The organism is Streptomyces sp. NBC_01352, assembly GCF_036237295.1.
Lineage (GTDB): Bacteria > Actinomycetota > Actinomycetes > Streptomycetales > Streptomycetaceae > Streptomyces > Streptomyces plumbiresistens.
The window spans coordinates 7900978-7924551 of the sequence record NZ_CP108354.1 but is presented as its reverse complement, the minus strand read 5'-3'; the positions used below and the strand labels follow the sequence as shown (position 1 = coordinate 7924551).

Below are 23574 nucleotides of genomic sequence, written 5' to 3'. Positions count from 1 at the left end.
CACGCTAGGGAGCTTCGTCAAGCGCGGCGCGCTGGGTGACTCGTACGAGTGATCAGCATTGCGGCAAAAGCAGGAGCCCGGACGCTCCTGACGGAGTGTCCGGGCTCCTTTGAGCTCAGCTCGTGCTACTGGGTGCGGTTCTCACCGCGGTAGTACTCGAAGACCCAGCCCCACAGGCCGATCAGGATCAGCGGCGCCGAGAAGTACATCAGCCACCAGCCGATCGCGACCGACAGGAAGGCGAGCGCGCCGCCGACCGCGAGGGAGAGCGGCTGCCAGCTGTGCGGGCTGAAGAACCCGACCTCGCCGGCGTCGTCCGCGACGTCCGCTTCCTTGTTGTCCTGCGCCCCCGCGTCGACCCGCCGGGCCGTGAAGCCCAGGTAGAAGCCGATCATGATGGACAGACCGAACGCCAGGAAGAGGGCCGTGGTGCCGGCCGGCTCCTTCGACCAGTAGCCATAGACGATCGCCATGACGAGGATGAAGACGCTCAGCCAGATGAACATCCTGCCCTGGATCTTCACTTGCCGGCCTCCTTGCCGCCGTTGCCGGCCAGAGCCTTGTCACCGTGAGGCGCGTTCTCGAGCTGGTCGAGAGCGGCGATCTCGGGGTGGTGCAGGTCGAACGCCGGGGATTCGCTGCGGATCCGCGGCAGGGTGAGGAAGTTGTGCCGCGGGGGCGGGCAGGAGGTCGCCCACTCCAGCGAGCGGCCGTAGCCCCAGGGGTCGTCGACGCCGACCGGCTTGCCGTACTTGGCCGTCTTCCAGACGTTGTACATGAACGGCAGGATCGACAGGCCGAGCAGGAACGAGCTGATCGTCGAGATCGTGTTCAGGGCGGTGAAGCCGTCGGCCGCGAGGTAGTCCGCGTAACGACGGGGCATGCCCTCGGCACCCAGCCAGTGCTGGACCAGGAAGGTGCCGTGGAAGCCGATGAACAGCGTCCAGAAGGTGATCTTGCCGAGGCGCTCGTCGAGCAGCTTGCCGGTCATCTTCGGCCACCAGAAGTGGAAGCCGGAGAACATCGCGAAGACGACGGTGCCGAAGACGACGTAGTGGAAGTGCGCCACCACGAAGTACGAGTCGGAGACGTGGAAGTCCATCGGCGGCGAGGCCAGGATGACACCGGTCAGACCACCGAAGGTGAAGGTGATCAGGAAGCCGGTGGCCCAGAGCATCGGGGTCTCGAAACTCAAGGACCCCTTCCACATCGTTCCGATCCAGTTGAAGAACTTCACGCCCGTTGGCACGGCGATGAGGAACGTCATGAAGGAGAAGAACGGCAGCAGCACACCGCCGGTGACGTACATGTGGTGCGCCCACACCGTCACGGACAGACCCGCGATGGAGATCGTCGCCGCGATCAGGCCCATGTAGCCGAACATCGGCTTGCGGGAGAACACCGGGATGACTTCGGAAATGATGCCGAAGAACGGCAGCGCGATGATGTACACCTCTGGATGGCCGAAGAACCAGAAGAGGTGTTGCCACAGTAGAGCGCCGCCGTTGGCGGAGTCGAAGATGTGCGCACCGAACTTGCGGTCCGCCTCCAGGGCGAACAGCGCGGCCGCGAGGACCGGGAAGGCGAGCAGCACCAGGACACCGGTCAGCAGCACGTTCCACACGAAGATCGGCATGCGGAACATGGTCATGCCCGGAGCGCGCATGCAGATGATGGTGGTGATGAAGTTGACCGAGCCGAGGATGGTGCCGAAGCCGGAGAAGGCCAGGCCCATGATCCACATGTCGGCGCCGATGCCCGGGGAGCGGACCGCGTCCGACAGCGGGCTGTAGGCGAACCAGCCGAAGTCGGCCGCGCCCTGCGGGGTGAGGAAGCCGCCGACCGCGATCAGCGAGCCGAACAGGTACAGCCAGTAGGCGAACATGTTCAGCCGGGGGAAGGCCACGTCCGGCGCGCCGATCTGCAGCGGCATGATCCAGTTCGCGAAGCCGGCGAACAGCGGCGTCGCGAACATCAGCAGCATGATCGTGCCGTGCATCGTGAACGCCTGGTTGAACTGCTCGTTCGACATGATCTGCAGGCCCGGACGGGCCAGCTCGGCGCGCATGAACAGCGCCATCACGCCACCGATGCAGAAGAACGCGAACGACGTGACCAGGTACAGCGTGCCGATCGTCTTGTGGTCAGTGGTCGTCAGCCACTTGATCACGACGCTGCCACGGTTCTGGCGCCGGACCGGCAGCTCGTCCGTGTAGTGGGGCTCCGCCGCCGCGGCACCCTGGGGTTCGTTGAGGATGCTCACAGGTTGTTCGTCTCCCGGTTCTTCTCGTGGCTCGTCTGCGCGATGCCGGCGGGAACGTAACCGGTCTGCCCCTTCTTGGCGAGGTCCTTGAGGTGCTGCTCGTAGCGCTCGGGGGAGACGACCTTCACGTTGAACAGCATCCGGGAGTGGTCGACGCCGCACAGCTCGGCGCACTTGCCCAGGAAGGTGCCCTCCTTGTTGGGAGTCACCTCGAAGGCGTTGGTGTGGCCCGGGATGACGTCCTGCTTCATCAGGAACGGCACCACCCAGAAGGAGTGGATGACGTCACGTGAGGTGAGGACGAAGCGGACCGTCTTGCCCTCGGGGAGCCAGAGGGTCGGGCCGGGGTTTCCGGTCTGCGGGTTCCGCGTGCCGGGCGTGCCGACGTCGTAGACGCCGCCCGCGTTGGCCGGGAAGTCCTCCTTGAACCGGTCCGGAATGGCGTCCAGGTTCTTGTCGGTCTTCGCGTCACCCGTGGAGCCTTCGACGGGCTCGACGTAGTTGAAGCCCCAGCTCCACTGGAAGCCGACCACGTTGATCGTGACGTCCGGCTTCTTCTTGAGGCTGAGGAGCTCGGACTCGTCGCGAGCCGTGAAGTAGAAGAGCACCGAGACGATGATGAGCGGGACCACCGTGTACAGCGCCTCGATGGGCATGTTGTACCGGGTCTGCGCCGGGACCTCGACCTTGGTGCGGGTGCGCCGGTGGAAGAACGCACTCCAGAGGATCAGGCCCCACACCAGCACGCCGACGGCGAGCGCGGCAGCCCAGGAGCCCTGCCACAGGGAGAGGATCCGCGGAGCCTCTTCCGTGGTCGGGGTGGGCATACCAAGGCGGGGGAAGTCCTTGTATGTGCAACCGGTCGCGGTCGCCAGGACCAGGCCGGCGGTCATCGCCTGCAGCAGCTTCCGCCGCATCGGGCGCCGCGGCGAGCGGTCGGAGCCGTTGGGACTCACGTAGCGCCTTCCCGAGAGTCTCGCCCGCGCGGATTGAGCTGCGGCCTTCTCGCTGGTCGGTCGCCGCCCTGCGTCGGGCAGGGGTTTGGATGTTTATGCGGACCAAACCCTAGCCGACGCGATTTGGGGGTGCGCGGGGAGGGGTCGGCAACTCGCCGTGGGTTGTGCGGGGCGCCCAGTAGCTCGGAAGGTTCTGTGAGTTGGCGGCCACGGGTGCGACGTGGTTTCTCGCGCAGTTCCCCGCGCCCCTTCGGGGCGCTTAGCGTTGCTGTATGTCCTACCTTGATGCCGCTTCCTCCGCTCCTCTTCATCCCGTCGCCCGTCAGGCTCTGATGGCTTCGCTCGACGAGGGGTGGGCAGATCCTGCCCGGCTTTACCGGGAGGGGCGGCGGGCGCGGATGTTGCTGGACGCGGCGCGGGAGGCCGCGGCCGAGGCCGTCGGGTGTCGGCCGGACGAGCTGGTGTTCACCTCCTCCGGTACACGGGCCGTGCACTCCGGGATCGCCGGGGCGCTCGCGGGGCGGCGGCGGGTCGGGCGTCACCTGATCGTGTCAGCCGTCGAACACTCCTCGGTGCTCCATTCGGCCGAAGTGCACCAGGCGGACGGCGGGTCGGTGACCGAGGTGCCGGTGCTGCGGTCGGGGGCGGTGACCGTGGAGGCGTACGCGGAGGCTCTGCGGCCCGACACCGCGCTGGCCTGTCTTCAGTCGGCCAATCACGAGGTGGGGACGGAGCAGCCGGTGGCGGGCGTCGCCGAGGTGTGCCGGGCGGCCGGGGTGCCGTTGCTGGTGGACGCGGCCCAGTCGCTCGGGTGGGGACGGGTCGAGGGTGACTGGTCGCTGCTGACGGCGAGCGCGCACAAGTGGGGCGGGCCGTCGGGGGTCGGGGTGCTCGTGGTGCGCAAGGGAGTGCGGTTCGCTGCTCAAGGGCCCGTGGACGAGCGGGAGTCGGGGCGGGCGGCCGGGTTCGAGAACATTCCGGCGATCGTGGCGGCCGCGGCCTCGCTGCGAGCGGTGCGGGCCGAGGCGGCGCAAGAGGCTGCGCGGCTGCGGGAGCTGACGGAGCGGATCCGGGCCCGGGTGCCTCGGCTGGTGCCGGACGTGGAGGTGGTCGGCGATCCGGAGCGGCGGCTGCCCGGAGTCGTCACCTTCTCCTGTCTCTATGTCGACGGGGAGACACTGCTGCACGAGCTGGACCGCGCCGGTTTCTCCGTCTCGTCCGGATCGTCCTGTACGAGCAGCACACTGACGCCCAGCCACGTGCTGAAGGCGATGGGGGTGCTGAGTGAGGGGAATGTGCGGGTCTCGCTGCCTCCGGGGACACCGCAGGAGGACGTGGAGCGGTTCCTGGAGGTGCTGCCGGGGGCGGTGGCGGGGGTCAGGGAGAAGCTGGGAGCGCCGGTCGCCGAGGCGGTCGTACGTGACGACGCCCTGGTCGTCGACTCCCTGGGCAAGCGCTGCCCGATCCCGGTCATCGAGCTGGCCAAGGTCATCGGCGACGTGCCGGTGGGCGGCCTCGTCCGGGTGCTCTCGGACGACGAGGCCGCGCGGCTGGACATCCCGGCGTGGTGCGAGATGCGGGGCCAGGAGTACGTAGGTGAGGAGCCGGCGGACCGGGGTTCGGCCTATGTGGTCCGCCGGCTCTCGTGACTACGCGAGGTGCTTCTGGACCTCGGCGGCGGCTTCGTCGCCGTACGCCTTGGTGAAGCGCTCCATGAAGTGGCCGCGGCGCAGCTGGTACTCCTGGGTGCCGACCGTCTCGATGACGAGCGTGGCGAGCATGCAGCCGACCTGGGCGGCGCGCTCCAGGGAGACGCCCCAGGCGAGGCCGGAGAGGAAGCCGGCGCGGAAGGCGTCGCCGACGCCGGTGGGGTCGGCCTTGCGCTCCTCCTCCGGGCAGCCGACGACGATCGGCTCCTCGCCGGCCCGCTCGATGCGCACGCCCTGTGCGCCGAGGGTGGTGACGCGGTGGCCGACCTTCGACAGGATCTCCTCGTCCGTCCAGCCCGTCTTGGACTCGATGAGGCCCTTTTCGTACTCGTTCGAGAAGAGGTACGTCGCCCCGTCCAGCAGTATCCGGATCTCGTCGCCGCCCATGCGGGCGATCTGCTGGGAGAAGTCGGCGGCGAAGGGGATGGACCGGGAGCGGCACTCCTCCGTGTGGCGGAGCATCCCCTCCGGGTCGTCGGCGCCGATCAGCACCAGGTCGAGGCCGCCGACGCGGTCGGCGACGGTCTTGAGCTCGATGAGGCGGGCCTCGCTCATCGCGCCGGTGTAGAAGGAGCCGATCTGGTTGTGGTCGGCGTCGGTGGTGCACACGAAGCGGGCGGTGTGCAGCGTCTCGGAGATGCGTACCGAGGCGGTGTCGACGCCGTGCCGGTCCAGCCAGGCGCGGTACTCGTCGAAGTCGAAGCCCGCGGCCCCGACCAGGATCGGCGCGGTGCCCAGCTGGCCCATGCCGAAGGCGATGTTGGCGCCGACGCCGCCCCGGCGGACGTCGAGGTTGTCGACCAGGAAGGAGAGCGAGACCGTGTGCAGTTGGTCCGCGACGAGCTGGTCGGCGAAGCGGCCGGGGAAGGTCATGAGGTGGTCGGTGGCGATGGAGCCGGTGACTGCGATGCGCACGGCGTGGACTCTCCTGTGGGGAGACGGGAGGGCGGGTTGACGGTTCACGCTATCGGGTTGGTGCGGGGCTCTGCGAGGCACTGATGGGCACTGAAGAGGTCAAAACTACCCGATAGTAGATCTTTCTTCGCCGGCTCGACCGTGCCTACCGTGCCGTTATGACGAACCTCGAGGTCCATGCTCCCGTCCCGGCCGACCTGGACGGAGACCTGGCGTCGCTGCGCGGCGACTGCGCGCGGATGGCTCCCCACTGGGCGGTTCCCGACCGGATCACAGCTCTTCCCGTCTCCCCCTCGCTCATCCACGGCGTGACCGTGCCCCCGGCGTCGGCGCGGCTGCTGGACGCGATGTCGGAGTACGGAGACTGAGGCAGCGCTTTTAAGGGAACCGCGCGCTCCCCCGCTGCGTCCCATCGGCGTCCCCCGTAAAGGGGATGCGGGATACGACCCGTGGGCCGACTTCTTTGACAGGGTCGGGTCAGGGTTACGGGACAGATGCACAGCCGAAGGAGCGATGCGGTGAACACCGAGCGACCCGACAACGACGACGTCGGCCCGGAGGACGGCGCCGCCGAGAAGGCCGGTACGCCGCGGGACGCCGATGCCATCACCGGGCCCGCCGCGCAGGAGGGCGCCCCGGAGGCCCGGGAATCGGGTGAGCCGGAGCGGGCAGAAGCCCCGGAAGGCGACGCGACGGCCACGGAGCGGGAAGAAGCCCCGGAAGCCGGTGCGACAGCAACGCAGCCGGAGGAAGCCCCGGAAGCCGGTGCGACAGCAACGGAGCCGGAGGAAGCCCCGGAAACCGGTGCGACAGCAACGGAGCCGGAGGAAGCCCCGGAAACCGGTGCGACAGCAACGGAGCCGGAGGAAGCCCCGGAAGCCACCGAGGAGACGCCCTCGGAGCAGGAAGCCTCCGCGGACACCCCTGAGACCGGCGCCTCCCCGGCTTCTGAGACCGACGCGCCCCCGGCTCCCGACACCGACGTCTCCTCCGCCGCCCCTGAGTCCCACGCGTCCCCGGCTCCGGACGCCGCCGCGTCCGACAGCGACGGTCCCCACGCCGATGACCGACCCCGGCGCCGCCCGACCCTGGTCGCCGCCTCCGTGGCCGCCGCCGTGCTGCTCGTCGGGGGTGGCGGGGCGTACCTCGCCACCTCCGCCTCCGGGGGTTCCGGCGACCGTGCGACGTCCGGGGCCGGCGGCGACGGCACTCCCCCGCCGCTCGCCCTCGACGGCTACTCCGAGGGCGCCGGCTCGAACGGCATCGCGCCCGGCGAGCCCAACCCGTACGGCGCCACCTACCGCGCCGACGGCACGCTCCCAAAGGGGCCCGGCTCGGCGCCCGTGTACCGGTCGGCCGGCACCGTCAGCGAGGAGCAGGTGGCCGGGCTGGCGAAGGCGCTCGGCGTCGAGGGGAAGCCGGTGCTGCAGGGGCAGGCCTGGAAGGTCGGGGCGAAGGACGGGGCGGGGCCGAGTCTGCAGGTGGACCGGCAGGCGCCGGGCACCTGGACGTTCCACCGGTACGCGGCCGGCCCCGATGCCTGCCAGAGCGAGACCGTGTGTGCGAGCGACCCCGTGGACCCGTCCGCCGACCCGGTGAGCGAGGCGGTCGCGAAGCAGGCGGCCGCGCCCGTGCTGAAGGCCTTGGGTCAGGACGACGCGAAGCTGGACGCGAGTCAGGTGGCGGGCGCCCACCGGATCGTGAACGCCGATCCGGTGGTCGGCGGGCTGCCCACCCACGGCTGGACGACCGGCGTCACCGTCGGCGCCCAGGGCGAGGTGGTGGGCGGCAACGGCCAGTTGCGGACGCCGGTGAAGGGCGACACGTACCCCGTGCTGAGCGCGGAGAAGACGCTGGGCCTGATGAACGCGGCGCCGGGGACCGACCCCCGCATGGGCATCGGCGGCTGCGCCAGCCCCGTACCGCTGGAGGACCGGGCGGAAGCCCCCTGCGGAGAGTCCGGCACCGCACCGAAGGCGGAGCGGAAGGCGACGATCACGGTCGAGAAGGCCGTGTTCGGGCTGGCGTCGCAGTCCGTGGACGGGCGGCAGGCGCTGGTGCCGTCCTGGCTGTTCGAGGTGCGGGCGACGGGCGCGCAGGACACCTTCGAGGTGTCGCATCCGGCGGTCGATCCGGAGTACCTGACGTCCACGACGGCGTCCGCACAGCCCAGCCCGCGGCCGACGTCGCCCGGTGACGAGCCGACGGCCGCGCCGGCCACCCGGGACGTCCGGGTGGAGGGCTACACGGCCGAGGGGACGGAGCTGACCGTGAGCTTCACCGGCGGGGTGTGCGCCGACTACAAGGCGACGGCGATCGAGGGCACGGACGAGGTGACGGTCACGGTGACCGAGACGCCCTGGCCGGACAAGGTCTGCATCATGATCGCCAAGGTGTACCACCAGACCGTGCAGCTGGACGAGCCGCTCGGCGCCCGCAAGGTCGTGGGCGCGGACGGCAAGGGGATCCCGCTGGAGAAGTCCGGGGCGCGGCTCCCGGAGACGTCCGGGGCGCGGTAGAGGCCTCGGAGACGCGCGAAGGCGGCGGCCCTGTCGGAGGGGGCCGCCGCCTTCCTGCTACTCAGCAGCAGTTCAGCTGTGGGGCTTAGCTGAAGGAGTCGCCGCAGGCGCAGGAGCCCGTCGCGTTCGGGTTGTCGATCGTGAAGCCCTGCTTCTCGATGGTGTCGACGAAGTCGATGGAGGCGCCGCCCAGGTACGGGGCGCTCATGCGGTCGGTGACGACCTTGACACCGCCGAAGTCCTTCAGCACGTCGCCGTCGAGCGAACGCTCGTCGAAGAAGAGCTGGTAGCGCAGGCCGGAGCAGCCGCCGGGCTGAACGGCGACGCGCAGGGCCAGGTCGTCACGGCCTTCCTGGTCGAGCAGGGCCTTGACCTTCGCCGCGGCGGCGTCGGACAGGATGATGCCGTCGGTGACGGTGCTGGTCTCGTCCGATACGGACATCTACATCTCTCCCGGGTTGTACGGAGACTGCTTGCCGACGGTTGCAACCATCGGGGCCGCGGATTCATTCCGGGCCGGGCACTTCTTTCGCCTGTTCCTTCATGCTCGCACACCCGCGCCGAAGCGAACAGCGACCCCGGTGGGCCCGGAACGCCGGATTCGGGATTCACGTCACATCGACGTTATGACCATCGTCAAAGTGACGTGAAGCGGGTTATGATAGATAACGTCAGTTCGACGAAAAGTAGAAAGGGTGCGTGACGTGACCACCGCCCAGACCACGGAGCTCGACGTACAGCCGACTCCGCTCGCCCTGTTGCTGCTCGGCCGCGAGGCCGACCCGAGGAGCGAGCGGGGCGTCGAGTGTCCCGGCGACCTGCCCTCGCCCTCCGACCCTGACCTGGTCGAGCGCGCCCGCGCGGCCAAGGAGAAGCTCGGCGACAAGGTGTTCGTCCTCGGCCACCACTACCAGCGCGACGAGGTCATCCAGTTCGCCGACGTCACGGGCGACTCCTTCAAGCTGGCCCGCGACGCGGCCGCCCGCCCGGAGGCCGAGTACATCGTGTTCTGCGGTGTGCACTTCATGGCCGAGTCCGCGGACATCCTGACGTCCGACGACCAGAAGGTGGTCCTGCCCGACCTCGCCGCCGGCTGCTCGATGGCCGACATGGCGACGGCCGAGCAGGTCGCCGAGTGCTGGGACGTGCTGACCGAGGCCGGCATAGCCGAGCAGGTCGTGCCCGTCTCGTACATGAACTCCTCCGCGGACATCAAGGCGTTCACCGGCAAGCACGGCGGCACGATCTGCACCTCGTCCAACGCGCAGCGGGCCCTGGAGTGGGCCTTCGAGCAGGGGGAGCCCAATTCGACAAAGGTCCTGTTCCTGCCCGACCAGCACCTGGGCCGCAACACCGCCGTGCGGGACATGGGCATGACGCTGGAGGACTGCGTCCTCTACAACCCGCACAAGCCCAACGGCGGCCTGACCGCCGAGCAGCTGCGCGCCGCGAAGATGATCCTGTGGCGGGGCCACTGCTCGGTGCACGGCCGCTTCAGCCTGGAGTCGGTGCGGGACGTGCGCGAGCGCATCCCGGGCGTGAACGTCCTGGTCCACCCGGAGTGCAAGCACGAGGTCGTGGAAGCGGCGGACTACGTCGGTTCGACGGAGTACATCATCAAGGCCCTGGAGGCCGCCCCAGCCGGTTCCAAGTGGGCCATCGGGACCGAGCTGAATCTCGTACGCCGCCTGGCGAACCGTTTCGCTCCCGAGGGCAAGGAGGTCGTCTTCCTCGACAAGACGGTCTGCTTCTGCTCGACGATGAACCGCATCGACCTCCCCCACCTGGTGTGGACCCTGGAGTCCCTCGCCGAGGGCAACCTGGTCAACCGCATCGAGGTCGACAAGGAGACCGAGGCGTTCGCGAAGCTGGCGCTGGAGCGGATGCTGGCGCTGCCGTAGCCCGCTGCCCGGCCCCGTTCATCCCGCGGCGGGTTTCCGCTCGGGGTGGGCGGGGTCGAGGCTGAAGACGGTGCCGTTCGGCGTGAACACGACGAGCGCGCCCTCGTGGAGCAGCACCTCGGGCTGGTACAGGCCGGACACCTCCGCCTTGGTGCGCGGCAGTGTCTCCCACAGCACCGTTCCCCGGCGGCCGTCGAGGGCTGCGACGCGGCCGCTGGCACTGGCCATGTACAGGGCGCCGGCCCGCGGGTCGTACCGTGCTTCTCCCGGTTGTTCCAGGCTGGTGCTGGTCTTCCACAGCTCCTTGCCCGTACGCGCCGAAACGGCGGTCACCTGTCCGTCGGACTCGGTGAACCACAAGGTGCTGTCCGCCAGCGTCACGTTGTCCCCGTACTCTTCCGCCAGCTTCGTCGAGGTGCGCGCACCGGTCTTCGGGTCCACCAGCAGGATCCGGGTGTACGTCAGGTCCTCCGCGTCCATCTCCATCAGGAGCAGCCGGTCGTCGAGGGCGCCGAGGATGCCGCTGGTGGCCGGGGTGTTCAGGGTCCGCACCGAACCGTCGGTCCGGTCCACCTCCAGGAGCCGGGCGGTCTTCTGATCGGCCTCTGCCGGGCTGCAGTTCGCGTACAGCCCGTCGCCGGCCGTCATGAACGAGCAGTAGTAGCCGGCGGGCAGCCGGGCGGTCCAGCGCTCGGCGCCGGTGCGCGGCGACCGGGCCGTCGCCTCCCGGCCGGTTTCGGAGGTCAGGACGATGTCGCCGGACAGGACCAGCTCGAGGTCCGCGTCGTTCACCCTGCGGTGCCACCGCTCGGCGCCGGTCTCGACGTCGAGGGCGAAGACGTCGACCGGGTCGGTCTCGGCGGCTTCGCTGGAGATGGACTGGCGCAGGAGCAGCGTGCCGTCCTGGACGCCGAGCAGTGAGGCGGAGTACATCCCGCTCCCGATCCGGGACGGTGCGACCTCGGCGCGCCAGACGGTCCGGCCGGTCCGGGCGTCCAGGCGTACCGGAAGGATGCTCTCGCCCACGCAGTAGACGGCGTCCTCGTGCAGCAGACAGTCGGGCTCGCCCGACAACAGGCCCTCCTGCGCTCCCAGCGCCTGCTTGACGCCGAGCGGCGCCGTCTTGAACACCGTCGTCTCCCACGGCTTCCAGCCGCTGGGCGGCGCCGACCACCGCGAGGCCGTCCCGCCGCCGCTCTCCGCCCATCCCGGCCCGAGCATCAGATAGGCCGTCAGTCCGAGGGCGAGCGCGCCGACCGTGCCGGTGGCGGCCAGCAGCGGGCGGACACGGCGGCTCCGGCGGCCGGTGCCGGTGCCGGTGCCGACCGTCGCGTCGGCGAGGGTCCCGAGGTGGGTGTCCGGCGTGGCCGGCAGCTCCTGCAGGCGCAGCGACACGGTGGCCAGGTCGCCCGCGTCCGGTTCGGGCAGGGCGGTGGCGAACTCCCGGGCCAGCTCGTCGAGTCCGGGCCGCTGCGTGGCCTCCTTGGCCAGACAGCGCTCCAGGATCCCGCGCAGCGGCTGCCCCACCCCGTCCAGCACGGGTTCGTCGTGGACCACCCGGTAGGCGGTCAGATAGGGGCTGTCGGTGTCGAACGGGCCCCGCCCGGTCGTGGCGTACACCAGCAGCGCGCCGAGCGAGAAGACGTCGGAGGCCGGGCCGACCGTACGGGCGTCGGTGAGCTGCTCCGGGGACATGAACGGTGGGGTGCCGATCATCTGGCCGGTCTCGGTGAGCGTGTTGTGGTTCTCCGCCGCGCGGGAGATGCCGAAGTCGATGACGCGGGGGCCGCCCTCGGCCATCAGGACGTTCGCCGGCTTCAGGTCCCGGTGCACCACACCGGCCCGGTGGATGTCCCTCAGTGCCTCCACCAGACCCAGCGCCAGCTGCCGCAGTTCGCCGCCGCGGAGCGCGCCCCGGTCGCGGATCCGCTGGGCGAGCGAGCTTCCGGGCACGTACTGGGTCGCCATCCAGGGCCGGGCCGCGTCCGGGTCGGCGTCCACGACCGGGGCGGTGAAGGCGCCGCTCACCTTGCGGACGGCCTCGATCTCCTGCCGGAACCTGGTGCGGAAGACGGCGTCCTCGGCGTACTGGGCGTGCACCACCTTGACGGCGACCTCGCGGCCCGACCGCGATCTGCCCCGGTAGACGGCTCCCATGCCGCCGGCGCCGAGGCGGTCGACCAGCTTGTACCCGCCGACCGACCTCGGGTCGTCCTTGTGCAGTGGCACCTTCCGAATTCCCTTCCCCCGCAAAGCCGTTCGGGCCACAGGATACGTAACGGGGAAACGGGCAAGGCCGGGCGGCGAACCATGGGGGTTCGCCGCCCGGCCTGTCCGGACGGATCAGACGGACGCGTGCTCCGGCTCGTCCGACGGCGCCTGCCGGGACGACTCCCCGGCCTTCCGCGCCCGCTTCTCCTCGCGCTTCTTCGCCCGGCGCTCCTTGCGGAGCTCCAGCATCGCGTAGAGCGTGGGAACGAGGAGCAGGGTGAGCAGGGTCGACGTGATCAGGCCGCCAATCACGACCACCGCGAGGGGCTGGGCGATGAAGCCGCCCTCGCCGGTGACGCCCAGGGCCATCGGGAGCAGGGCGAAGATCGTCGCCAGGGCCGTCATCAGGATCGGGCGCAGCCGGTGGCGGCCGCCCTCGACGACCGCTTCGACGACGCCGTACCCCTGCTTGCGGTACTGGTTGATCAGGTCGATCAGGACGATCGCGTTCGTCACCACGATGCCGATGAGCATCAGCATGCCGATCATCGCGGGGACGCCCATCGGGGTGTCCGTGACCACCAGCAGGCCGATCGCGCCGGTCGCCGCGAACGGGACGGAGACCAGCAGGATCAGCGGCTGGGCGAGCGAACGGAAGGTCGCGACCAGGAGCATGAAGACGATCGCGATCGCCGCGAGCATCGCCAGGGCCAGGTTCTTGAACGCGTCGTCCTGGTCCTGCGAGACCCCGCCGATCTCGGCCGTGGCACCCGCCGGGAGCTTCAGGGCGTCGAGCTCGGCCGTCAGGTCCGCGCTCACCGCGCCCGTGTTCTCACCGGTCGGCTTCGCGGTGATGGTGGCCGCGCGCTGACCGTCGATGCGGGTCATCGAGACCGGGCCGTCGACCAGCTCCACGGTGGCGATGTCGCCGAGCTTCACCGGGCCCAGCCGAAGGGCCTTGAGCTCCGCCAGCGTCCGGGCCGGCTTCGCCGACTTGATGACGACGTCGCGCTCGGTGTCGTCCAGGACCGCCTTGGCGGCGGTGGTGCCGCGTACCGCCTGGGTGACGGCCGCGCCGAGGGTCTGGTCGTTGAAACCGGCGGCGGCCGCCTCGGAGTTGGCCCTGACCGAGATGCGCGGCACGCTCTGTGACAGGTCGCTGGTGACGTCCGTGACGTCGTCCAGGCCGGCGACGGTCTTGCGGACCTGCTCCGCGGCCTCGCGCAGCACCTCGGCGTCGGCGGACTTCACGACCACGCTGAGGTCCTGGTTGCCGAAGCCGTCACCGGCGGCGACGGTCGTGGTGCCGATGCCGGACAGCTGGCGCAGGCCGTCCTCGATGCTGTCCTGGACGTCCTCGTACGACGCCGAGTCCTCCAGCATCACCTGGTAGGACGCCTGGTTGGAGTCCGTGCCGCCGCCGAAGGCCGCCAGGAAGCCGGACGAGCCGATGGTGACCTGGTAGTCCTTGACGCCCTTGGTGTCGGCGAGGAGCTTCTCGACCTTCTTCGCCTGCACGTCGGTGGCCGCCAGGCTGGTGCCCGGCTTCAACTCCTGCTTGACGGTGAGGACTTCCTGCTCGCCCTGGTCGAAGAAGTTGGTCTTCAGCAGCGGGGCCATGCCGAAGGTGCCCACGAGGACCACGGCCGCGAGGGCCACGCTCGTCAGCCGGCGGCGGGTGGCGAACCGTAGGACGGGGACGTAGAGGCGCTGGAGGCGGCTCTTCGCCTCCTTCTCCTCCGCCGCGCGGCGGGCTTCCGCCGCGTCCTCGGGGGTGCCCTTCGGGGCGCGCAGGAACCAGTACGACAGGACCGGTACGACCGTCAGCGACACCAGCAGCGAGGCCAGCAGGGCCGCCGTCACGGTCAGGCTGAACGAGCCGAACAGCTCGCCCACCATGCCGCCGACCAGGCCGATCGGCAGGAACACGGCCACCGTGGTGAGGGTCGAGGAGGTGACCGCGCCGGCCACCTCGCGGACCGCCTTGAGGATGGCGTCCTCGCGCTCCTCGCCGTAGCCGAGGTGCCGCTTGATGTTCTCCAGGACCACGATCGAGTCGTCGACGACCCGGCCGATGGCGATGGTCAGCGCGCCCAGCGTGAGCATGTTCAGGGACAGGTCCCGCGTCCACAGCACGATCAGGGCGAGCACCACGGAGAGCGGGATGCTGACCGCCGTGACCAGCGTCGAGCGGATCGACGCCAGGAAGACGAGGATGACGAGGACCGCGAAGACCAGGCCGAGGGCGCCTTCGGTGGTCAGGCCCTCGATGGCCTTGGAGACCGCGGGGCCCTGGTCGCTGACGACGGTGACGGACGTGCCCGCTCCGAGGTCCTCGCGCATGTCGGACAGCTTGTCCTCGACCGCGTTCGAGATGGCGACCGCGCTGCCGTCGTGGTCCATGGTGACGCTGACGGCGAGGCTCGGCCTGCCGTCGGTGCGGGTGATGGAGTCGGCGGTGGCCTGCTGCTCCTCGACGGTGGCCACCTCGGCGAGGCGGACCGGCTTCTTCGCCGACGTGCCCTGGCTGGTGACCATCAGGTCCTGGATCTGCCGCAGCGAGGTGAAGCCGCCGCCGACCTGGACGGTCCGGTTGCTGCCGTCCTCGTCGAAGGAGCCGGCCGGGACGGTCGCGCCGCCCGCCTGGAGCGCCTGCGTGAGGGCCTGCGTGTTCAGGCCCGCCTCGGCGAGCTTCGCGTCGTCGGGCGTGACGGCGACCTGGAGGTCCCGTACACCGTCGACCGTCACCTGTCCGACGCCATCGATGGCCTTCAGATCCGGTACGACGGTCCGGTCGAGCCGGTCGGCCAGCGCCTGCTGGTCCTGGTCGGAGGTGACGGCGAGGACGACGGTCGGGATGTCGTCCGTCGAGCCGGCGACGACCTGCGGGTCCACGTCGTCCGGGAGCTGGACCCGGGCCCGGTTGACGGCCTGCTGGACGTCGGCGACGAGCTGCTGGGTGTCGTTGCCGTAGTCGAAGGACGCCATGATCACGGCGTTGCCCTCGCCGGCGGTGGAGGTGACGCCGCTGATGGCGTCCACGGCCTCGAGGTTGTCCTCGATGGGCTCGACGATCTGCTTCTCGACGACGTCGGGGGAAGCGCCCTGGTAGGGCGCGATCACCGAGACGACCGGCAGTTCGATGCTGGGCAGGAGTTGCTGCTTCAGCTGCGGGATCGCGATCGCGCCGAACGCGAGTGCGATGACGGACATCAGGCCTATCAGGGCCCGTTGCGCGAGGCTGAATCTCGACAGCCAGGACATGGGTCAGGGATCTCTCTTCTGTGAGCGGCAGAAGTTCGGGCTTCTGTAAGCGGCTACGGCCGCACAGATGAGCGCCCGCCCCTACACCCTGAGCCATCCAGAGGCGGTGATCCCTAGCCCCCAGGTCCATTTCCTTATGCGGCCCCTACTCCGGCCGCAGTACGGGAGAGTGCGGTCAGTCCACCCTTGGACGTACCAGCCCCGACTCGTACGCGATCACCACGAGCTGCGCCCGGTCCCGCGCGCCCAGCTTGGCCATGGCCCGGTTGACGTGCGTCTTCACGGTGAGCGGGCTGACTTCGAGGCGCTCGGCGATCTCGTCGTTGGAGTGCCCCCCGGCGACCTGGACCAGGACCTCGCGCTCCCGCACGGTCAGCGCGGCGAGGCGCTGCGCGCGAGCGGGGTCGCGCTCGTCGTCCCCCGCGTCGCCCTGGGCGAGGAAGCGGGCGATGAGCCCCTTCGTCGCCGCCGGGGACAGCAGCGCCTCGCCGCCCGCCGCGACCCGGATCGCACTGAGGAGTTCCTCGGGCTCGGAGCCCTTGCCGAGGAAGCCGGAGGCGCCCGCGCGCAGCGACTGCACGACGTAGTCGTCGACCTCGAAGGTCGTCAGGATGACCACCCGGACATGGGTGAGCGAGGGGTCGGCGCTGATCAGGCGGGTGGCGGCGAGGCCGTCGGTGCCCGGCATCCGGATGTCCATCAGGACGACGTCGGCCCGCTCCTCCTTGGTCAGCCGCACCGCCTCGGCCCCGTCGGACGCCTCGCCCACGACCTCCATGTCGGGCTCGGAGTCGACGAGCACGCGGAAGGCGCTGCGCAGCAGGGCCTGGTCGTCGGCGAGCAGGACACGGATGGTCATACGGGTTCCCCCGGCTTTCCGGTGACGGCTGTGCGGGTCTTGATCGGCAGGATCGCATGGACGCGGAAGCCGCCCCCGTAGCGGGGACCGGTGGTGAGGGTGCCGCGCAGGGCGGTGACGCGCTCCCGCATGCCGAGCAGGCCGTGGCCGCCGGCGGTCTGCGGGTCGTGGTCCTCGCCCGCGCCGTTGTCGAGGACGGTGATCTCGATGTTCGGTCCCACGCGTACGACGCTCACCTCGGCCTTCGCCTCGGTCCCGGCGTGCTTCTGCACGTTGGTGAGGGCTTCCTGGATCACGCGGTAGGCGGCCAGGCCGACGGCGGCGGGCAGGTCGATCCCGTTGTCCGCGCGGGCCACCTCGACGTGCAGCCCCGCGCTTCGGAAGGTGCCGACGAGTTCGTCGAGCCGGTCCAGTCCGGGCGCGGGTTCGGTCGGGGCCTCCGGGTCGCCGGACTGTCTGAGCAGCCCGACGGTGGCGCGCAGCTCGTTCAGCGCCGAGCGGCTGGCCTCCCGTACGTGGGCCAGGGCCTCCTTGGCCTGGTCGGGGCGCTTGTCCATGACATGGGCGGCGACTCCGGCCTGGACGTTGACCAGGGCGATGTGGTGGGCGACCACGTCGTGCAGGTCGCGGGCGATGCGCAGCCGTTCCTCCGCGACCCTGCGGCGGGCCTCCTCCTCGCGGGTGCGCTCGGCCCGTTCGGCGCGCTCCCTTATGGCGTGGACGAAGGCGCGGCGGCTGCGGACGGCGTCGCCCGCGGTGGCGCCGATGCCGGTCCAGGCGAAGATCGCGAGGTTCTCCTGGGCGTACCACGGGAGCGGCCCGGCGAGCATGGAGGCGCCGGTGAGGACGGTCATGGTGAGCAGGCCGACGCGCCAGGTGGTGGGGCGGTCGGTGGTGGAGGCGACGGTGTAGAGCGCGATGACCGCGGACATGGCGACGGGGGCGCGGGGGTCACCGGTGACGGCCTCCACGAGGGCGAAGCCGCCGGTGAGGGCGAGGACCGTCATCGGGGCGCGGCGGCGGAACACGAGGGTGGCGGCGGCGAGCACGATGAGGACGAGGCTGAGCGGGTCGGGGGTGCGCAGGATCCAGCTGACGTCGTGTTTGCTGCGCGGGTCGACGAACGAGCCGGCCACCATGCAGGCGAGCACGCCGGCCGCGAGGGCCGCGTCCAGCGTCATGGGGTGCGCTTTGAGATGACGCCGGGCTCGCTCGAGGGTGCTCACGTCTGCCAACGGTACGGGGGCCGCGCGGGCGGCGGAACGGGGGCTACCTGTACGTTCCCCCTCACCTCAGCCCGGGATCAGGCCGTCGTCGCTCAGCAGTTCCCGTACCTCCTCCAGCGTCGCGTCCGGCGACGGCAGGATCAGTTCCGACGGTTCCAGGGAGTCGTCGGGCAGGGGGTCGCCCAGTTCGCGCACCTTGGCCAGCAGGGCCTGCAAGGTGCGGCGGAACCCGGGGCCGTCGCCGTTCTCCATCTCCCTGAGGAGTTCGTCGTCCAGCTTGTTCAGCTCGGTGAGGTGGCTGTCGGCCAGCCTCACCTGCCCCTCCCCCATGATCCGTACGATCATGTCGCCCTCCTAGGCGTGGGCCCCGGCCCGCGTTACTGCTTGTCGAAGCGCGGGGTGTCCTGCGGCTGCTGCTGGGACTGCTGCTGGCTCGTGCCACCTTCGATGGCCTGCTGGGACGGCGTGCCACCGGCCAGCTCCGCCTTCATGCGCTGCAGCTCCAGCTCTACATCCGTACCACCGGAGAGGCGGTCCAGCTCGGCCTGGATGTCGTCCTTGTGCATGCCGGACTGGTCGTCCAGGGCGCCGGAGGCGAGCAGTTCGTCGATGGCTCCGGCCCGCGCCTGGAGCTGGGCCGTCTTGTCCTCGGCACGCTGTATCGCCAGGCCGACGTCGCCCATCTCCTCGGAGATGCCGGAGAACGCCTCGCCGATGCGGGTCTGCGCCTGGGCCGCGGTGTACGTGGCCTTGATCGTCTCCTTCTTGGTGCGGAAGGCGTCGACCTTGGCCTGGAGCCGCTGAGCCGCCAGGGTGAGCTTCTCCTCCTCGCCCTGGAGGGTCGAGTGCTGCGTCTCGAGGTCCGTCACCTGCTGCTGGAGTGCGGCGCGGCGGGAGAGCGCCTCGCGGGCCAAATCCTCACGACCCAGCGCGAGCGCCTTGCGGCCCTGGTCCTCCAGCTTGGACGACTGGGACTGCAGCTGGTTCAGCTGGAGTTCCAGGCGCTTGCGGGACGTGGCCACGTCGGCCACGCCTCGGCGCACCTTCTGCAGCAGTTCCAGCTGCTTCTGGTACGAGTAATCGAGGGTTTCGCGCGGGTCCTCGGCCCGGTCAAGGGCCTTGTTCGCCTTCGCGCGGAAGATCATCCCCATACGCTTCATGACACCGCTCATGGGCTTCGCGCGCCCCCTTCTGACGGACTTCCAGCTCCAGCTCTGCAACAGAACCCACAGTACGGGCCCTGCATCCATTACCGCACTGTTCGGGGACGGATGCGCTCATCCCCAAGGACGACTGGCCAAGGCCCTGCTCCGGCGTAAGGAGTAGGTGACCATCAGGGTCCCTCTTCCCCACTACAGACGACCGGTGTTGCCGGATCGTTCCCCACCGGGCTGGGGTCCATGCCCCCTGACCCCGTACCCTTGGGTTTTGTGTTCCGAAGCCGTGCCAAGGATGAGAAGGCCCCGGCCGCCGACAAGGCGCCGCTGACCGACTCCAAGCAGACCCGCGACCCTGAGGCCAAGAAGGGCAGGCCCACGCCCAAGCGCAGTGAGGCCCAGTCCCAGCGCCGCAGCGTCGCCCAAACGCCCACGTCGCGCAAGGAGGCCTCCAAGCGTCAGCGCGACGAGCGTCGTGCGCAGCTGGAGAAGCAGCGCCAGGCGCTCGCCGGCGGTGACGAGCGGTACCTGCCCGCGCGTGACAAGGGCCCGGTGCGCAAGTTCGCGCGCGACACCATCGACTCGCGGTTCAACATCGCCGAGTTCTTCCTGCCGATGGCCGTGGTCATCCTCGTGCTGAGCATGGTGCAGGTCGGCGCGCTGCAGAGCATCGCGCTGCTGCTGTGGCTGGTCGTGATCGTGCTGATCGTGGTCGACTCGGCCCTCACCGGTTTCCGGCTGAAGAAGCGGCTGGCCGAGCGCTTCCCGGACCAGAACCGGCGTGGCGCCGTGGCCTACGCGCTGATGCGCTCCCTCCAGATGCGTCGGCTCCGGCTGCCGAAGCCGCAGGTCAAGCGCGGAGAGCGGCCCTGAGCACTACGCCGTTCACCGGGGGCGCGGCGGATGCCTGGCTGAGCAAGCTGGGCGGGCTGCGGGACGTCGTACGACAGGAGCTGGTGGCCCGGCAGCTCGACGAGCAGATAGTCGGGCGGTTCCCGGTGGGACAGCGCCTGCGGGTGCTCGACGTGGGGATGGGCCAGGGCACGCAGGCGCTGCGGCTGGCCCGGGCCGGGCATCAGGTCACCGGCGTCGAGCAGGACCCGAAGATGATCTCCGCCGTGCGGGAGGCGCTCGCCGCCGAGCCGGAGGGGATCCGGGAGCGGGTGCGGATCGTCCAGAGCGACGGCCGGGACACCGGAGTGCACTTTCTGCCGGGCAGTTTCGACGTCGTGCTGTGTCATGGCGTGCTCATGTACGTCGAGGAGCCCGATCCGCTGCTGGCGGGGCTGGCCCGGATGCTCGCCCAGGGCGGGCTGCTGTCGCTGCTCGTGCGCAACGCGGACGCGCTGGCCATGCGGCCGGGGCTGTCGGGCGACTGGGCCGGGGCACTGACCGCCTTCGACACCACCGCCTACACGAACCGGCTCGGCCTCGACGTACGCGCCGACCGCCTGGCGACGCTGACCGCGACCCTCGCGGGCATCGGTGCGCCGCTCGCCGCCTGGTACGGCGTGCGGGTCTTCACGGACACCGCGGTGGACGACGCCGAGATCCCGGCCGACGTCGAGACGCTGCTGACGGTCGAGGAGCGGGCCGGGCGGACCGACCCGTACCGGGGGGTCGCGGCGCTGCTGCATCTGTGCGGGGTGCGGGGCTGAGCCCGTTCGGGCGCGCAGCACAAGGCGGGCGTACACCCCCGGAGCGAGACTCGGGGCATGGACGCCTCTCGTACCCGTGCCCTGCGGTCGGCCGCCCCCGTCGTGGCTCTCGCGTGCGGTCTCGCACTCGTCGGCGGGTGTTCCGACTCGGGGTCCTCGTCGAAGACGGAGAAGAAGACGGAGAGATCGACCACCCAGGCGGCCGTTCCCGCGGTGGACAGTGATCTGCAGAGCGACTACCAGAAGGTGATCAAGGACGTTCTGCCGTCGGTCGTGCAGATCCGGGCGAGCGGTGATCTGGGCTCGGGCGTGGTGTACGACGACAAGGGCCACATCGTCACCAACGCGCATGTGGTGGGCGACGCGAGGACCTTCGAGGTGACGACCGCGAACAGCGAGAACGTGCTCGCCGCGAAGCTGGTCCACTCCTACCCAGAGCAGGATCTCGCCGTCGTCAAGCTGGACAGGGTGCCGGACGGGCTGAAGGCGGCCGCCTTCGGGGACTCCTCGAAGGTCGAGGTCGGGCAGATCGTCCTCGCCATGGGCTCACCGCTCGGGCTGTCGTCCAGCGTGACGCAGGGCATCGTGTCGGCGACCGGACGGACCGTCAGCGAGGGCCGCACCGACGGCGGTACGGGCGCGACGATCGCCAACATGGTGCAGACGTCCGCCGCCATCAACCCGGGCAACAGCGGGGGCGCCCTCGTCGACCTCGACGGTCAGGTCATCGGCATCCCGACACTGGCCGCCATCGATCCCGGCCTCGGGAGCAGCGCGCCCGGAATCGGGTTCGCGATCCCCGCGTCGATGGTGAAGACGGTCGCCGACCAGATCATCAGGGACGGCAGGGTCACCGACTCGGGCCGGGCCGCGCTCGGCATCACCGCGCGCACGGTCGTCGACGACAGCTACCGGGCCGCCGGTGTCGCCGTCGTCGAGGTCGAGGACGGCGGGGCCGCCGACAAGGCCGGCATCGAGGCCGGGGACATCATCACCAGGTTCGGCGACACGGACATCACGACCATCACCTCGCTGACCGAGGCCCTGGCGGCGCAGAAGCCGGGTGACAGGACGTCGGTGACGTTCACCCGCGACGGCCGTACGAAGACCGTGGAGGTGACGCTGGGTGAGCAGTGAGGGAGTCGGACCGTGACATCCGGACAGTGACATGACGAGGGGCGGCCGGTGTCCGGCCGCCCCGGCCGGCTACGCCTCCTGGGCGTGCAGGCTCATCGGACCGTAGATCTTCGTCCCGTCCTCGAAGAGGTGCACCTGGTCCGCACCGCCTTCGAGCAGGTCCTTCCAGTACTCCCCGATCCAGGACTCGGCGTCCCCCTGCGTGGTGAACTCCTCCGGCACCACCGCGGGCTGAACCTCGGTGCCGTCGGACTTCTCGAACCGCCACGTCCATGCCGCCATGTACGCCTCCCTGGTGTGAGCCCTTGCACAGCGGAAGCCGGATCTTGGTCCGGCTCCTGCCCCGAGCCTATTCGTTCCCCTGGGCGGGCTGTTAAAAGAACCTGCGGGTCGTCGTCATAGTGCGCGCCGTCCGGGCCGGTCGCGCCCCTTGGGAGGCGTCCCAGACGCGCGATACCAACGGCGACCGGCGAGAATCGGGGCTGTGGACGTTACTTTGCTCGGCACCGGCGGCCCCGCGGGGCTCCCTCACCCCGACTGCCCCTGTGCTGCCTGCGCGGCCGCGCTGGGTGCGGATGCCCGGGCGGCGACCTCGTTGCTCGTGGACGGGGCACTGATGCTCGATCTGACGCCGGGGGCGGCGTTCGCGGCGGCGCGGGCGGGACGTTCGCTGGGGGGCGTACGGCAGGTGCTGCTGTCCCATCCGCACGACGGGCCGGCGGTCGAGGTGCCGGCCGGGCTGCCGCAGCCCGGGCGGGTACCGGATGGCCGGGAGTTGGCGCTGCTGACAGGGCATCGGGTGCGGGCGGTGGCGATGGACGCACCGGGGACCGGGTACGCGGTGACCGGGCCGGACGGGCAGCGGCTGCTGTATCTGCCGCCCGGGGGTGCGCCCGCCGGGCTGGAGAACGGGTTCGCCGAGACGTACGACCTGGTGCTCGCCGATGTGGTGGCGCGGCCGGACGCGCTCGCCAAGCTGCGGGCGGTGCGGGCGATCGGACCGACGACGGACGTCGTCGCCGTGCATCTCGACCACGAGGTGCCGCCGGGGGCGGAGGTGCGGCGGCGGCTCGCCGCGGCGGGCGCGCGGGCCGTGCCGGACGGCACGACGCTGGCCGTCGGCGCCTACGAGGACGTACCGGATGTGCCGCGGCGGACGCTGGTGCTGGGCGGGGCACGGTCCGGGAAGTCGGTGGAGGCCGAGCGGCGCCTCGAGGCGTTCCCCGACGTGCTGTACGTGGCGACGGGCGGCGCCCGCAACGGGGACGGCGAGTGGGCCGCGCGGGTGAGCGCGCACCGGGAGCGGCGGCCGGGGTCGTGGCGCACGGCCGAGACCTGCGACCTGGTGCCGCTGCTGAAGGACGACGGGCCGCCGCTGCTCATCGACTGTCTGTCCCTGTGGCTGACGGACGCGATGGACGCGGTCGGGGCGTGGGACGACGCGGAGTGGGCCGACGGCGGCGAGCGGGCGCTGCGGGCACGGGTGCGGGACGTGACGGAGGCGGTGCGGGCCACGCGGCGGACCGTCGTCGCCGTGTCGAACGAGGTGGGGTCGGGGATCGTCCCGGCCACGGCGTCCGGACGGCGCTACCGGGACGAACTCGGGCGGCTCAACGCGGCCTTCGCGGGCCAGTGCGAGCAGGTGCTGCTGGTGGTGGCGGGGCAGGCGCTGGTGCTACGGGGCTGACGCCTGGGCCCTGTCGTCACATTCCCGTCGTCCGCCCGAAGGGCGGGCCCCGCGCCCGCCGCGGTAGCGGCTGATGTGGCTGTAGGCGCGTGCTCTCGGCGTGCCGGGCACA

The 23574-nt window shown here is 70.6% G+C and carries 20 protein-coding genes; 8 read left to right on the top strand and 12 right to left on the bottom strand.

The features are described 5' to 3' along the window. Positions 1–125 precede the first annotated feature (125 nt). From OG252_RS36485 to ctaC, 3 genes are read right to left on the bottom strand one after another with little or no spacing between them, the layout of a single operon-like run. Complete coding sequence (locus OG252_RS36485; protein WP_266440798.1) at positions 126–524, bottom strand: cytochrome c oxidase subunit 4; 399 nt, start codon at positions 522–524, stop codon at positions 126–128. After that, a complete protein-coding gene (ctaD, locus tag OG252_RS36480; RefSeq protein WP_266440794.1) occupies positions 521–2263 on the bottom strand; it encodes an aa3-type cytochrome oxidase subunit I in 1743 nt (580 codons plus the stop codon). The genes OG252_RS36485 and ctaD overlap by 4 nt, the downstream gene beginning before the upstream one ends. Then, positions 2260–3219, bottom strand: a complete 960-nt coding sequence (gene ctaC / locus OG252_RS36475) for an aa3-type cytochrome oxidase subunit II (protein ID WP_266440790.1) — start codon at positions 3217–3219, stop codon at positions 2260–2262. The genes ctaD and ctaC overlap by 4 nt, the downstream gene beginning before the upstream one ends. 272 nt (positions 3220–3491) lie before the next feature. Between ctaC and OG252_RS36470 the strand changes: the two genes are divergently transcribed. Next, positions 3492–4868, top strand: coding sequence for a cysteine desulfurase/sulfurtransferase TusA family protein (locus OG252_RS36470; protein ID WP_329341551.1), 1377 nt, complete (start codon positions 3492–3494; stop codon positions 4866–4868). Here OG252_RS36470 and OG252_RS36465 read toward each other — a convergent pair whose 3' ends face one another. Continuing rightward, entirely contained in the window at positions 4869–5843 is a 975-nt protein-coding gene (locus OG252_RS36465; RefSeq protein WP_266440783.1) for a carbohydrate kinase family protein, read from the bottom strand. A gap of 158 nt (positions 5844–6001) precedes the next feature. Between OG252_RS36465 and OG252_RS36460 the strand changes: the two genes are divergently transcribed. Next, complete coding sequence (locus tag OG252_RS36460) at positions 6002–6211, top strand: hypothetical protein (RefSeq protein ID WP_266440779.1); 210 nt, start codon at positions 6002–6004, stop codon at positions 6209–6211. A 237-nt stretch (positions 6212–6448) separates the two neighbouring features. Further along, positions 6449–8362 (top strand): hypothetical protein, encoded by a 1914-nt coding sequence (locus OG252_RS36455; protein WP_443068509.1) that lies wholly within the window; start codon positions 6449–6451, stop codon positions 8360–8362. Between the two features lie 85 nt (positions 8363–8447). Here the strand turns inward: OG252_RS36455 and OG252_RS36450 are convergent, their stop codons facing one another. Then, the gene (locus OG252_RS36450; RefSeq protein ID WP_030596804.1) at positions 8448–8804 is read right to left on the bottom strand and encodes an iron-sulfur cluster assembly accessory protein; all 357 of its coding nucleotides are present in this window, start codon (positions 8802–8804) and stop codon (positions 8448–8450) included. A gap of 262 nt (positions 8805–9066) precedes the next feature. On the opposite strand from OG252_RS36450, the gene nadA reads away from it, so the two are divergent. Next, complete coding sequence (nadA, locus tag OG252_RS36445; protein ID WP_266440768.1) at positions 9067–10263, top strand: quinolinate synthase NadA; 1197 nt, start codon at positions 9067–9069, stop codon at positions 10261–10263. A gap of 18 nt (positions 10264–10281) precedes the next feature. Here the strand turns inward: nadA and OG252_RS36440 are convergent, their stop codons facing one another. From OG252_RS36440 to OG252_RS36415, 6 genes are all read right to left on the bottom strand, one after another. Next, positions 10282–12492, bottom strand: coding sequence for a protein kinase domain-containing protein (locus OG252_RS36440; RefSeq protein ID WP_329341543.1), 2211 nt, complete (start codon positions 12490–12492; stop codon positions 10282–10284). A gap of 114 nt (positions 12493–12606) precedes the next feature. Further along, positions 12607–15738 carry an efflux RND transporter permease subunit gene (locus OG252_RS36435; protein WP_329341541.1) on the bottom strand — a complete coding sequence of 1044 codons (3132 nt, stop codon included), beginning with the start codon at positions 15736–15738 and terminating at the stop codon, positions 12607–12609. 175 nt (positions 15739–15913) lie between these two features. Next, on the bottom strand, positions 15914–16597 hold the full coding sequence (locus tag OG252_RS36430; protein WP_266440761.1) for a response regulator: 684 nt from the start codon (positions 16595–16597) through the stop codon (positions 15914–15916). Beyond that, the gene (locus OG252_RS36425) at positions 16594–17823 is read right to left on the bottom strand and encodes a sensor histidine kinase (RefSeq protein WP_329341538.1); all 1230 of its coding nucleotides are present in this window, start codon (positions 17821–17823) and stop codon (positions 16594–16596) included. The genes OG252_RS36430 and OG252_RS36425 overlap by 4 nt, the downstream gene beginning before the upstream one ends. A 66-nt stretch (positions 17824–17889) precedes the next feature. After that, positions 17890–18168, bottom strand: coding sequence for a PspA-associated protein PspAA (pspAA, locus tag OG252_RS36420; RefSeq protein ID WP_266440758.1), 279 nt, complete (start codon positions 18166–18168; stop codon positions 17890–17892). Positions 18169–18200: 32 nt separating this feature from the next. Then, on the bottom strand, positions 18201–18974 hold the full coding sequence (locus OG252_RS36415) for a PspA/IM30 family protein (RefSeq protein ID WP_406498902.1): 774 nt from the start codon (positions 18972–18974) through the stop codon (positions 18201–18203). Between the two features lie 249 nt (positions 18975–19223). On the opposite strand from OG252_RS36415, the gene OG252_RS36410 reads away from it, so the two are divergent. The 3 genes from OG252_RS36410 to OG252_RS36400 all read left to right on the top strand — a co-directional run bounded on the left by OG252_RS36410 (position 19224) and on the right by OG252_RS36400 (position 21775). Beyond that, positions 19224–19853 (top strand): DUF3043 domain-containing protein, encoded by a 630-nt coding sequence (locus OG252_RS36410; protein WP_329341536.1) that lies wholly within the window; start codon positions 19224–19226, stop codon positions 19851–19853. 83 nt (positions 19854–19936) lie between these two features. Continuing rightward, positions 19937–20638, top strand: a complete 702-nt coding sequence (locus tag OG252_RS36405; RefSeq protein ID WP_329341534.1) for a class I SAM-dependent methyltransferase — start codon at positions 19937–19939, stop codon at positions 20636–20638. 57 nt (positions 20639–20695) lie between these two features. Then, positions 20696–21775 (top strand): S1C family serine protease, encoded by a 1080-nt coding sequence (locus tag OG252_RS36400; protein ID WP_329341532.1) that lies wholly within the window; start codon positions 20696–20698, stop codon positions 21773–21775. A 69-nt stretch (positions 21776–21844) separates the two neighbouring features. Here the strand turns inward: OG252_RS36400 and OG252_RS36395 are convergent, their stop codons facing one another. After that, the gene (locus tag OG252_RS36395; RefSeq protein ID WP_266440745.1) at positions 21845–22057 is read right to left on the bottom strand and encodes a hypothetical protein; all 213 of its coding nucleotides are present in this window, start codon (positions 22055–22057) and stop codon (positions 21845–21847) included. A 202-nt stretch (positions 22058–22259) separates the two neighbouring features. Between OG252_RS36395 and OG252_RS36390 the strand changes: the two genes are divergently transcribed. After that, positions 22260–23462 carry a bifunctional adenosylcobinamide kinase/adenosylcobinamide-phosphate guanylyltransferase gene (locus OG252_RS36390; RefSeq protein ID WP_266440743.1) on the top strand — a complete coding sequence of 401 codons (1203 nt, stop codon included), beginning with the start codon at positions 22260–22262 and terminating at the stop codon, positions 23460–23462. Positions 23463–23574 lie beyond the last annotated feature (112 nt).

Excerpts from the sequence above, each read along its gene's own strand:
- OG252_RS36470 (WP_329341551.1), top strand. The coding sequence starts at position 3,492 with ATGTCCTACCTTGATGCCGCTTCCTCCGCTCCTCTTCATCCCGTCGCC.
- OG252_RS36460 (WP_266440779.1), top strand. The coding sequence starts at position 6,002 with ATGACGAACCTCGAGGTCCATGCTCCCGTCCCGGCCGACCTGGACGGA.
- OG252_RS36450 (WP_030596804.1), bottom strand. The coding sequence starts at position 8,804 with ATGTCCGTATCGGACGAGACCAGCACCGTCACCGACGGCATCATCCTG.
- OG252_RS36435 (WP_329341541.1), bottom strand. The coding sequence starts at position 15,738 with ATGTCCTGGCTGTCGAGATTCAGCCTCGCGCAACGGGCCCTGATAGGC.
- OG252_RS36430 (WP_266440761.1), bottom strand. The coding sequence starts at position 16,597 with ATGACCATCCGTGTCCTGCTCGCCGACGACCAGGCCCTGCTGCGCAGC.
- pspAA (WP_266440758.1), bottom strand. The coding sequence starts at position 18,168 with ATGATCGTACGGATCATGGGGGAGGGGCAGGTGAGGCTGGCCGACAGC.
- OG252_RS36415 (WP_406498902.1), bottom strand. The coding sequence starts at position 18,974 with ATGGGGATGATCTTCCGCGCGAAGGCGAACAAGGCCCTTGACCGGGCC.
- OG252_RS36410 (WP_329341536.1), top strand. The coding sequence starts at position 19,224 with ATGCCCCCTGACCCCGTACCCTTGGGTTTTGTGTTCCGAAGCCGTGCC.
- OG252_RS36400 (WP_329341532.1), top strand. The coding sequence starts at position 20,696 with ATGGACGCCTCTCGTACCCGTGCCCTGCGGTCGGCCGCCCCCGTCGTG.
- OG252_RS36395 (WP_266440745.1), bottom strand. The coding sequence starts at position 22,057 with ATGGCGGCATGGACGTGGCGGTTCGAGAAGTCCGACGGCACCGAGGTT.